Raw genomic sequence first — 11,488 nt, 5'->3', positions numbered from 1 at the left:
GAATCACGTCAGTAGACGGTCGTCGAGGGCTATCCGCGCACAGGTCTCATGATACGGGATCCGACGGATCACGTTCCGCGACGCCGGATCCGACTCGTCGAAAATGCCCTTGCACAGGCCGGGCTTTTTCGACGAGCGGAATACGGAGTTCGGATGAATTCGCCCGAACTCCGTATGAGATCACCCCTCGGCGCGGGCGCCGCCGACCTTCTCCAGCATCGCCGCGCCGGCGTCGGCCGGCAGGCGGGCGAAGACGAAGGCCGCGGCCATCGACAGTCCGCCGACCAGGGCGATGGCGGTGGAGAACTCCGATGCGCCGGGCGGGTGGCCGCCGGCGACCGAGAGGAGATGCAGCGTCAGGGCGCCGAGCGCCACGCCGGCGGAGAGCGACAGTTGCTGCATCATCGAGGAGAACGAGGTGGCGCGGCTCATGCGGGCGTCGTCGACGTCGGAGTAGACGACGACGTTGAGGGCGGTGAACTCGAGGCTGCGGAAGAAGCCGCCGACGAGCAGCATCGCCATCAGAAGCGCCACCGAGGTGGCGGCGTCGACGAGCGAGACCACCGCCAGCATGGCGCCGGCGATCACCGCGTTCACCGTCAGCGTATCGCGGAAGCCGAAGTGGGTGATGATGCGGCCGGCGGTCAGCTTCATGGTGATGGCGCCGATCGCCGCGACGAAGGTGGTGAGGCCCGACTGCAGCGGCGTGCGGCCGAAGCCGATCTGCAGCTGCAACGGCAGCAGGAAAGGCAGCGCGCCGACGCCGAGGCGGAAGAGCGAGCCGCCGAGGACACCGGCACGGAAGGTCGGCAGACGCAGGAGCTCGAGATCGATCAGCGGCCGGGCGATGCGGCGGGCGTGGCGGACGTAGAGCGCCAGCAGCGCGACGCCGACGGCGAAGGCGGCCCACACCGCGCTCGGGGCGACGAGATCGCGTCCGGCGGTCTCGAGGGCGAAGACCAGCGCCGCGAGGCCGAGAGCGGAAACGAGGAAGCCCACCGCGTCGAAGGGTCCGGTGGCTTCTTCGCGAATGTGCGGCATCAGGGCGAGCGAGGCGGCGATGCCGATCAGGCCGATCGGCACGTTGATCCAGAAGATCCAGCGCCAGGAGGCGTAGGTGGTGATGAAGCCGCCGAGCGGCGGGCCGACCACCGGGCCGATCAGTGCCGGGATGGTCAGCCACGCCATGGCGGCGATCATCTGCGACTTCGGCACCGAGCGCAGCATGACGAGGCGGCCGACCGGGGTCATCATGGCGCCGCCGAGGCCCTGCAACGCCCGGCCGAAGACCAGCATCTCGAGTGAGGGCGCCGCGCCGCAGGTGATCGAGCCGGCGAGGAAGACGGCGATGGCGCCGGTGAAGACCCGCCGGGCTCCCAGCCGATCGGCGAACCAGCCGGAGGCGGGAATGAACACCGCCATGGTCACCAGATAGGTGGTGATCGCCAGATTGAGCCGGATCGGCGACAGGCCGAGATCGGCGGCCATCGCCGGCAGCGAGGTGGCGATCACGGTCGAATCGAGATGTTCCATGAACAGCGCCGAGGCGACGACCAGCGGCACGGTTCGGGAGAGGCGGGCGGTCATCGACGGGCGGATCCGAGGCGAGAGCGGAAGCGAGGACTGGGGCGGGTGCATCCGACATGGACCGCGGCGGCGACGTCGTCCAGACCGGCGGCGCAGGGCTCGTGTGCCGGCGATCACGAATGCGCGACGTACCAGGGCGGTCGGGCGGACGTGATCGCCGGTGCCGTCACTCGAGCCTCACCTGGACGCTCGCCGAGGCGCCGGTGGCGTCGATCACCGAGAGGCGGGCGAAGCCGGGGCCGCTCGGCTGCCACAGGCTCTCGCGCCGGCCGTCGGCCTCGGCCACCGGCCGGCCGTCGACCAGCCAGACGAAGGGCGGCACGCCGCCGTGCGCCTTCAACGCCACCGGGCCGGGATCGGCGAGATGGGCGGCGAGGCCGAGATCGATGCGGGCGCCGTCGGGCGGGAAGGTGATCTCGAGACGCGGCTTCAACGTCGCGGCGATGGTCTTCGGCACGTCGCGGCGCAGATGGCGCAGCGGCGGCGGCAGGCTCGCCGAGGTCGCCTTGAGGATGCCGCGCGGCGCCGGGATCACCTCCGGGTCGAAACCGATGCGTTGCCAGGCGTCGAAGAGGACGGGGGCGGCGACGAGGCGGCCGACGAGGCCGGGCACCGGCGCGCCGTCCGGCCGGCCGACCCACACGGCGACGGTGAGCCGTCTGTCGAAGCCGACCGCCCAGGCGTCGCGATAGCCGTAGGAGGTGCCGGTCTTGTAGGCGAGGCGGCCGGCGAGGGCGTTCTGCGGCGGCGGCGCGCCGCGCAGGATGTCGGCGACGTACCACGCCGCCACCGGATCGGTGAGGCGGCGGCGGTCGCTCGCCGAGCCGGGCTCGTCGAGGCGGCGGACGATGGCGCGGGTGTCGCCGCCGCGGGCGAGGCCGGCGTAGAGACGGGCGAGATCCTCGAGCCGGATGCCGACGCCGCCGAGGCCGACGGCGAGGCCGACGGGGGCATTCTTCGCCAGTTCGAGGTGGCCGCCGGCGGTGTCGAGCCGGCTCACCAGGGCCTGCGGACCGAGAGCCTCGAGCAGTTGCACCGCCGGCATGTTGAGCGACTGTTGCAGGGCGTGGCGGGCGGTGACGGTGCCGTGGAAGGCCTCGTCGAAGTTCTCCGGCGCCCAGGCGCCCCAGCGGGCAGGGCGATCCTCGAGGATGGTCTCGGGATGGGCGAGGCCGTTCTCGAAGGCCAGCGCGTAGATGAAGGGCTTCAGCGCCGAGCCGGGCGAGCGCACCGCGTCGGTGAGGTCGACGGCGCCGGCGCGGGCGGCGTCGAAATAGTCGGGGCCGCCGACCGAGGCGAGGAGTTCGCCACTCGAGTTGTCGAGCACGACGATCGCCGCCGATTGTTTCGCCCCCCAGGTCTCGGCGCGCTCGCGCAACAGCTTCTCCAGCGTGGACTGGAGGCGCAGGTCGACGGTGGTGCGGTGGACGCGCGCCTCCGGCCGTTCGCCGACCAGCGCCTCGGCGAGATGCGGGGCGAACATCGGCACCGGATGGCGCTCGTGCGGCACCGGCTCACGGCGGGCGCGCTCGGCGTCGTCGGCGGCGAGCACGCCGGCCGCCTCGGCGCGGTCGATCACCCGGTCGCGGGCGCGGCGGGCGGCTTCGGGGAAGCGGTCGGGCCGGCGCGTCTCGGGCGATTGCGGCAGGGCGACGAGGAGGGCGGCCTCGGCGGTCGACAGGCGCTTCGGCTCCTTGCCGAACCAGGCGAAAGAGGCGGCGCGGATGCCTTCGAGATTGCCGCCGTAAGGGGCGAGCGACAGGTAGAAGCCGAGGATGTCGCGCTTCGACCAGCGCCGCTCGAGGTCGAGAGCGCGGACGATCTGGCGGCGCTTGGCGGAAAGATCGCGGGTCTCGCGCGGCTCCAGCAGACGGGCGACCTGCATGGTCAGGGTCGAGGCGCCGGAGACGATGCGGCCGTTGCGCAGCCCCTGGAGCGCAGCGCGGAGCACCGCCCGCGGGTCGATGCCGCCGTGGGCGAAGAAGCGGGTGTCCTCATAGGTGAAGAGCAGTTCGAGGAAGCGCGGATCGACGTCGTCGACGCCGACGGGCAGGCGCCAGCGGCCGGCTTCGGTGAGGAACGGGCGCAGGAGCTTGCCGTCGCGGTCGAGTACGACGGTGGAGCGGACCTCGGCCAGCGCCGGATCGAGGGGCGGCAGGCGCAGCGCCTCGCCGCTGAGCCAGGAGAGGCCGAAGGCGACGGCGGCGACACCCGCGACGGCGACGACGTAGAGGCGGAAGGCGAGGCGCGAAAGCCTCGTCCCAGCGGTCCCGGTCGTGGCGGCGGCGATCGACGGCACGTCTGCTCCTCACGGGGGTGGCGGCGGGGTCGGTGCGGCAGGGCGACGCGGCGCCCCCCTCCCTGTCCCTCCCCCTCGAGGGGGGAGGGAACCATGCGGCGAGGGCGACGCCACCGATTCACGCCTCACCGGTTCGCACGGTCCAGGTGGAACGGGACGCTTCGCCCCCTGCGTCCCCTCCCCCCTCGAGGAGGAGGGGCAGGGAGGGGGGCAGGGCCTCGTCTCGACGGAGGCGTCCCCCCTCCCCTCACTTCGCCGGCGCGATGTCGATCGTGCCGAAGGCGGTGCGGCCGTAGCGCTCGGGGCGATACATGTCCTCCACCACCGCCGGCGGATGGACGTAACGACCCGGCGTCACCACGCGGACGCCGTAGGCGATCTCGAACATCGCGTCCTGGCTCGGCGAGCGGTCGAAGGCGGCGACGAAGCGATCGTCGCGATATTCGGTCGAGGCCGGCTCGACCGTGTCCTTCAGCCACTCGAAGGCCGGCACGTCCTTGCCCGCCAGAAGCTTGGGATCGGCGATCTCGAAGCCGGCCGGCAGGCGGTCGACCAGGACGATGCGGGCGGATTCGGCCTTCGGCTCGGTGACCCGAAGCACCACCACCAGCCGGTCGGTCTGGCGCAGACTGGTCATGTCGGCCTTGGAGCCGTCGGGCTTGTAGTAGGCGCGTTCCACCGTGTAGCCGTTCGAGGCGGCCGGCTCCTGGGCGATCGGATGGCCCGAGGTGGTGACCACCGCCGTGGCGGCGAGTTTGGCGTCGGCCGTGGGATCGATCTTCACCGTCACCGGCCGGTCGGCGAGTTCGTCGGCGCGGAAGGTGCGGTAATAGGCACCGGTCTTCTCCTCGACCGAGGAGCCGTGGGTGACGATGGTCTTCAGCCGTTCCGTCTCCTTGGCGAGCGAGGCGGCGGCCATCACCATCCAGGCCTGTTCCTGGGTCGAGGTGTAGGGCCGGGCGTCGCGCGCCGCTTCGACGACGTGACCCGCCTTCATGATCTCGGCGAGCGGACGACCGCTCTCGGCCATCAGCGCCATGGCGCCGGCGGCGTCGCGCAACGGCGAGCCGTAGTCCTCGCGCCACGTCCGCTCGCTGCGGATGGCGTCGAGGCGGGTCAGCGCCGCGTCGAACACCGGCGCGGCGCGTCCGCGATCGCCGAGCAGCGCCAGACCGGCGCCGAGTTGGGCGCGGGCCAGCGGCGAGGAGAAGACGTCGAGCTTGCGATCGGCGAGATAGCGCAGATCGCCCATCACCGGCCGGCCGTTGCGGGCCAGCACGTAGATCGCATAGGCGAGATCGGCCGCGTCCTTGGGGGTCGGATCGGAGGCGTTGGCGACCTGATTGCGCAGGCGGTCGAGAGCGAGGTCGAAGGCCTTCTGCGGCACGGCGAAGCCGCGCTCGCGCGCCCGCGTCAGGAAATCCGAGACATAGGCGTCGAGCCACAGGTGATCGCCGCCCGAAGAACTCCAGAGGCCGAAGGAGCCGTTGGAATCCTGGCGGGTCAGAACGCGATCGACGGCGGCGCGCAGCCGTTCGTCGATGCCGGCGTCGAGTTCGAGCCGCTCCTCGGCCGCCAGCTTGTTGACGTAGAGCAGCGGCATCGCCCGGCTCACCACCTGTTCGGTGCAACCGTGGGGGTAGCGGTCGAGAGCGCGCAGCAGGGCCGGCACGTCGAGCGCCGACCACGGCGCCACCGACAGCGACGCCGATCCGGTCCCCGGCAGATAGTCGGCGAGAAGATCGGCCGAGACGGTCATCGAGCCGCCGGGGTCGAGCGTCTTCACCGACCGGCGATAGACTTCGGTGGTCGGCGGCTGGACGTCGAGCAGCAGATTCTGGGTGGCGTCGATGCCCTGGCCGGTCAAGCGGACGGCGATCGAGGCGCGGCCGATGCCGGCGGCGGTCACCGGCACGGTGAATTCGCCGCGGCCCTTGGCCTTCAGCGGGATCTTGGCGAAGAGCGTCTCGGCCGCCACGACGATCGGGCCGCGGATGTCGAGATCGACCGTGTAGTCGCCGGCCGGCGCTTCGACGTTGTCGAGGGCGAAGTGCAGGCGCGACCGGTCGCCGACGGCGAGGAAGCGCGGCACCGTCGCCTGCACCACCACCGCGTCGCGGACGATCACGTCCTTGGCCGCGTGGCCGACCTTGTCCTTGGTCCAGGCGACGGTCATCACCCGGACGGCGCCGTTGAAGGCGGGGACGTCGAAGATCACCTCCGCCGTGCCGTCGGGACCGACCTCGACGACGCCGGAATAGCGGGCGAAGGGGGCTTCGCGCGGCGGCGCGGCGGACATGTCGGCGCCGCCGTCGCCGCCGGTGGCGATCGCCCCGCGCGAGCCCTGCATGCCGTCGATGAGGAAGCCGTAGAGGTCGCGAACCTCGGTCGAGAGCTGCTTCTGGCCGAAGAACCACTTGTCGGGGTTCGGCGTCTCGTAGCGGGTCAGGTTGAGGATGCCGACATCGACGGCGGCGACGACGACATGCGCCTTCTCGCCGCCGGCGAGCCCGGCGAGCTTCAGCGGAATCTTCAGATGGCCGCGCGGCCGGATCATCTCCGGCGTGTCGAGGGCGACGTCGACGCGGCGGGCGGCCGGATCGACGGCGAACCAGCCGACGCCGACGGCGCGGCCGGGCTGACGATGGGCCTTGGTGTCGAGCGGCCGGTGAGCGATGGCGACGACATGGACGCCGGTGCCCCAGGCCGGATCGGCGGGGAAGGAGACGGTGGTGCCGGCGGTGTCGAGGTCGACCACCCGCATCGCCTCGACCCGGTCGGAGACCACCGCGACGGTGGCGGTGCCGGCGAAGCGCGGCTTCAGTCGCACCTGCACCGGTTCACCGGCGGCGTAGTCGCGCTTGTCGAGGGAGACGTCGAGGACGTCGGGGGCGTCGGCCTTCTCCGAGCCGGCCCAGCCGACCGAGAAGTTGACGGTGGTGACCGGCCGGCGGTCGTCGCCGATCTTCAGTTCGAGGCGATAGTGGCCCCAGTCGACCGGGACCGACAGGCGCGCCGGATCGGCGGTGCCGAGATCGAGGCCGCCGTCGGCGACTTTGCGCGAGGTGCGGATCACCTCGTAGTCCCACTTGCCCTCGGTGTTGAACCACTGCCAGCGCTTGGAGACCGAATAGAGCTCCCACCTGACGTCCTTCACCTCGCGGCGGGTGCCGTCGGGCAGCGCCGAGAGGAGGGCGAAATCGGCCTTGCCGCCGGCGGTGAGGGAGGACGGGTCGAAGAGCTTCTTGGCGCCGATGACCGGCCCGGCCGGCAGGATCGGCACGGTGACGACGCGCTCGACGGCGCGGCCGCCGGCCTCGGCGACGGCGACGTCGATCTTGGCCTGGAGCGGCCGGGAGACGGTCGCCTCGGGTATCGCCACGGTGAGGCGGGCGCGGCCGTTCTCGTCGGTCGAGCCGAGTTCGTCGAGTTCCTTGGTGACGCTCTCGAACTTCTCGTCGTCGAGGCCGACGGTGTAGCCGGCGAGGCCGGGGACGGTGGCGTCGTCGGCGAGTTCGACGGTGACGTCGCCGCGCAGTTCGAGGTCGACACCGGGGGCGCCATAGAGATGCAGGGCTTCGACGTCGACCACCGCCGGCTCACCGGCGCGCAGGCGTTCGCCGACCGGCTTCAGCGTCACGTCGATGCGCTCCGGCACGTAGTCGGCGACGAGGAAGGTGGTCTCGCCGATCGGTGGGCGCTTGGGATCGGCGAAGGCCTTGACGCGCCAGGTGCCGGACTGGACGCCGGAGATCAGCGCCAGCGACCAGGCGCGACCGCCGTCGCCCTGATCGGCGACCGCCTGACGGCGATATTCGACGCCGTCGGGACGCTGCATCACCAGGGTCAGCGGCATCTCCGGGACGGCCCGGCCCTTGGCGTCGCGCAGCAGCGTGGTGACGTTCACCGTCTCGCCGGTGCGGTAGACGCCGCGCTCGGTAACGACGAAGGCATCGAGGCCCTTGGGCGCGATCCGCCCCTCGACGCCGCGATCGGTCAGATCGAAGGCAGCCTGGACGAGATCGAGGAAACCGTAGTCGCCCTTGCCGTCGGCAGCGGCCACGACGCCGGGCGCCATGCCGCCGGAGCCGCGGGTCAACCCGCCGGCGAAGGAGACGCGGCCGATGTCGTCCGACGTGGCGGTGGCGAGCACCTCGTTGTTCTTGGCGACGAGGCGCAGTTCGACGCCCTTCATCGGCTTGGCGTCGGTGAGTGAGCGGACGATCACGTCGACGCCGTCGTCGCCGGAGAAGGCGGTGAGGCCGATGTCGGAGACGACGAACCACTGGGTGGCGAGGTTCTCCCAGCCGTCGAATTCGACACCCTCGTCGTCGCGTTCGGTCTTGCCCGGCAGTTTCGCCGTCATGACATAGATGCCGGGCTCCAGCCGGCCGACCGCTTCGAGGACGGGGAAGGCGGTGACGGTGTCCTTGTTGAGCTCGGACTTCGTCGTCATCGAGCCCTTCCACACCTGCGTGCCGGTCTCCTCGGCGAGCTTGCGGGTGCGCGATCCGTCGAGGCTCTGCAGGAAGAGGTCGCCGCGCAGCGTCGGGCCGAGCGAACGGTCGGAGATGCGGAAGACCTTGAGGTCGATCGACGGCGTGTTGACGGTGACGACCGGCAGGCCCTCCTGGCCGTTGCGCGGCAGGACGTAGTTGCGGCCGGTGAAGCGGACGTCGGGCGACCGATCGCGGACGTAGATGTCGTAGTCGGCGGCCTTCATGAGGTCCTCGCCGACGGTCGAGGGCAGGCCCTGGCGCAGCACCACGCCGTAGCGCTTGCCGTGCTCGAGGCCGTCGACGCAGATCTGCCGCGCCTCCACCGAGATCGCCGGGTTGCCGACGCCGGAGACGGCGACATAGGGGGCGTAGTCGACCTTGCCGGAGGTGACGAGGTCCTCCGAGAAGGTGAAGCAGGCGCGCGGGGAGGCGGCGTCGGAATCGATCTTGTTCTCGAGCACGCGGAAGCCGTAGGTCGGGCGCAGCTTGTCGTACTGGAGGCGGGCGTCGGGGTTCTCGACGGTCTTCAACGAGGCGCGCAGTGCCGAAAGAGCGACGCGGAAGTCCTCGGTGCGGACCCAGGTCAGGGCGAGGATGTTGAGCGCGTCGGCCTCGGCCTTCGGCCCCTTGGCGAGGAGGTAGCCGCGATAGGCGGCGGCGTGGGAGTCGTTGCGCAGCTGCCAGCGGACCGAATAGTCGGCGACGTCCTGCATCGCGGCGCCGACGGCGAAGCGACTCCAGACCTGCGGGTCCTTGGGCTGAAGCGCGGCGAGGCGACCGTAGAGCGCCTGCACCGTCGCCCATTCCGCCTTGCGGAACGCGTCCTCGGCCGACTTCCTCAGCCCGGCGACGTCGCCGGGCGCTTCCGCCTTCGGCTTCAGCTTGGTCTCGAGGCGGGCGGCATCGCTCGCCAGATCGTCGCGGACGAAGAGCTTGTCCGCCGCCGCCGCCGGGTCGCCGACGAAGGCCATGGCGAGGAGTACGAGACCCGGGAGCAGTTTGCGTGCGATGGCGATCATGGCGTCCTCTTCCGCAGGAGAACGGGCCGGAGGGCCGCGCCCTCCACCGGACCGGTCGAGCCGGCGGGGCGAAATGGCCGAACCGTCCGAGACCTGTCGTCGACGCGGATGATAACCACAACACCGGGACACTGTCGCGTGGCGTGTGGGGTTCGGAGTTCGGTGGTCCGCCGCCTCTCGACGACCGAGCCCGCCTCTGCGAAGCTTCCACCTCCGGCGCCGCAGGTGGCCGCCCGAGACCCGACCGAAGGAGGGTTCCGCGATGACGAGGCAGGATCGACACGGCGATCATCGGTGGCCGATCGCGGCGGCGGCGCTCGCCGCGGCGTTGATCGGAAGCCCGACTTCGGCGACCGCCCAGTTGCCCTCGGCCCGCCCGACCGGCGACCCGGCGCGGACGATGGAGGCCGCGCGCCTCGCCTACGAAGCGCTGCCGCTCGCCGATCGCATCGACATCCAGGACGGCCTGGTGTGGACCGGGGACTATTCCGGCGCGCTCGACGGCACCTTCGGGCGGATGACCTTCGAGGCGATCACCGCCTATCAGACGCGCCATCGTTTCGCCCCCGACGGCATCCTGACGGCGCCGGCACGCAAGGGCCTCGCCGAGACGGCGCTCGCCAAGAAGACCGCCGTCGGCTTCCGGCCGTTCGACGACAAGGCGACCGGCATCCGCATCCACCTGCCGGCGAAACTCGTCGGCGCGCCGACGAAACGGCCGGCGGGCAGCCGCTACGAAGGCCGTGGCGGTCAGGTTCGGATCGACACCTTCGCCTTCCCCGACGGCGATCTCGCGGGCCTCTTCGAGCGGATGAAGGCGGAGACGCCGGGGCGCAAGGTGACCTATGCGGTGCTGCGGCCCGACTGGTTCGTGATCTCCGACGAGAGCGGCGGGCAACACGGCTATGCCCGCTTCGCTCGCTCCGACAAGGGGATCCGCGGCTTCGTCTTCACCGTCGACGCCAAGCTGGCGGTCGAACTCGACCGGGTGGTGATCGCCACCGCCGGACGCTTCGAACCCTTCCCCGGTGCGGCCGCGCCGACGACGACCACTCCGGCGACGCCCACTCCGGCGACACCGACGCCCGAGGCGGCGAAACCGGCGGCACCGCCGAGTGTGGCGGCGACCGCGAGCGGGCTGGTGGTGGCGCCGGGCAAGGTGCTGACCGCGGCGGCGGCGGTCGGCGGCTGTCGCAGCCTCACGGTCGCCGGGAAGTCGGCCACCGTGGCGACGACGGATGCCGGCGGCGTCGCGACGCTGTCGGTTACCGGCGGTACGGCCGGATCGATCCGGCTGTCGACGGCGACGAAGGGGGACGCCACGACGGTGGCGAGCGGCGAGAGCGGGGGAGCGGCGGCGGTCGTCGCGGTCCCCGGCGAAGTGAAGGGAGGGCGTCTCGTGGCGGCGCTGCAGCGCGGGAGCCAAGGGGCGCCGGTGCTCGACGCCACGGGCGCACTCGTCGGGTTGGTCATGGGGCGTCCGGACGAGGCGCGCGCCGTCGCCGGCCTGATCCCACCCGCCGGCTACGATCTGACCACATCGGCGGCGTTGTCGGCCGCGGTGACGGCCGCCGGTGCGACGATCGACCCGGCCACGAGCGGCGAGCCGACGACCACCGGACGCCTGGTCGCCGGTTGGGCAGGGCGGATCGTGGCGGTCGAGTGCCGGCGCTGACCGTGCCGGCGCGGCCCGGGCGCTTTGGGCGAGGGATTCGCGATCCCGAATCCCGAGGTTCATCTCGTATTCAGGTGACGAGAGGTAATTTTTGTTTCGTTGCGAGGGAGAGGCGTCGTTCGGCGAGAATGACGCGCGACTTTTTTTCAGTATTCGTCGACACGCCGATACATGAAACGAGGCGATATCCCATATCGTAATCAATGATTTTACGTATATCTATGTAATTCTACCGAGTTTTTCAGGATCGACGTTAAGAATTTTTCCAACGTGTTTCATTTTCTTACTGTCATCACCGAAAATCAGGTATATTCTGCGGCGGCCGGACGGCCGTCTTTCTTTTTTCCGTGTAGCCGACCGTCCAACCGCGGAGAGACGAAATGCCCCGTGTGTTCCTCAACCGTCTGAT

Annotated in this window: 4 protein-coding genes; 1 reads left to right on the top strand and 3 read right to left on the bottom strand. The window is 70.9% G+C overall.

Annotated features, from left to right (window positions below; genetic code table 11):
• Positions 1–180 precede the first annotated feature (180 nt).
• From V7Q42_RS20580 to V7Q42_RS20570, 3 genes are all read right to left on the bottom strand, one after another.
• Complete coding sequence (locus V7Q42_RS20580; protein WP_333826141.1) at positions 181–1,587, bottom strand: DHA2 family efflux MFS transporter permease subunit; 1,407 nt, start codon at positions 1,585–1,587, stop codon at positions 181–183.
• A gap of 166 nt (positions 1,588–1,753) precedes the next feature.
• Positions 1,754–3,886 carry a penicillin-binding protein 1C gene (gene pbpC, locus V7Q42_RS20575; RefSeq protein ID WP_333826140.1) on the bottom strand — a complete coding sequence of 711 codons (2,133 nt, stop codon included), beginning with the start codon at positions 3,884–3,886 and terminating at the stop codon, positions 1,754–1,756.
• Positions 3,887–4,133: 247 nt separating this feature from the next.
• Positions 4,134–9,404, bottom strand: a complete 5,271-nt coding sequence (locus V7Q42_RS20570) for an alpha-2-macroglobulin family protein (protein ID WP_333826139.1) — start codon at positions 9,402–9,404, stop codon at positions 4,134–4,136.
• Between the two features lie 262 nt (positions 9,405–9,666).
• Here V7Q42_RS20570 and V7Q42_RS20565 point away from each other — a divergent pair, with 262 nt between their 5' ends.
• Positions 9,667–11,079: a peptidoglycan-binding domain-containing protein gene (locus tag V7Q42_RS20565; RefSeq protein ID WP_333826138.1), complete on the top strand. Its 1,413-nt coding sequence runs from the start codon at positions 9,667–9,669 to the stop codon at positions 11,077–11,079.
• Positions 11,080–11,488 lie beyond the last annotated feature (409 nt).

Source organism: Pinisolibacter sp., from assembly GCF_036782435.1.
GTDB lineage: Bacteria > Pseudomonadota > Alphaproteobacteria > Rhizobiales > Ancalomicrobiaceae > CALBKH01.
Note: the sequence above shows the minus strand (reverse complement) of the source record. Positions and strands in the feature narration are given on the sequence as shown.

Bases quoted from the DNA above. Each gene is read 5' to 3' on its own strand.
- V7Q42_RS20580 (WP_333826141.1), bottom strand. From the start codon at position 1,587: ATGACCGCCCGCCTCTCCCGAACCGTGCCGCTGGTCGTCGCCTCGGCG.
- V7Q42_RS20570 (WP_333826139.1), bottom strand. From the start codon at position 9,404: ATGATCGCCATCGCACGCAAACTGCTCCCGGGTCTCGTACTCCTCGCC.
- V7Q42_RS20565 (WP_333826138.1), top strand. From the start codon at position 9,667: ATGACGAGGCAGGATCGACACGGCGATCATCGGTGGCCGATCGCGGCG.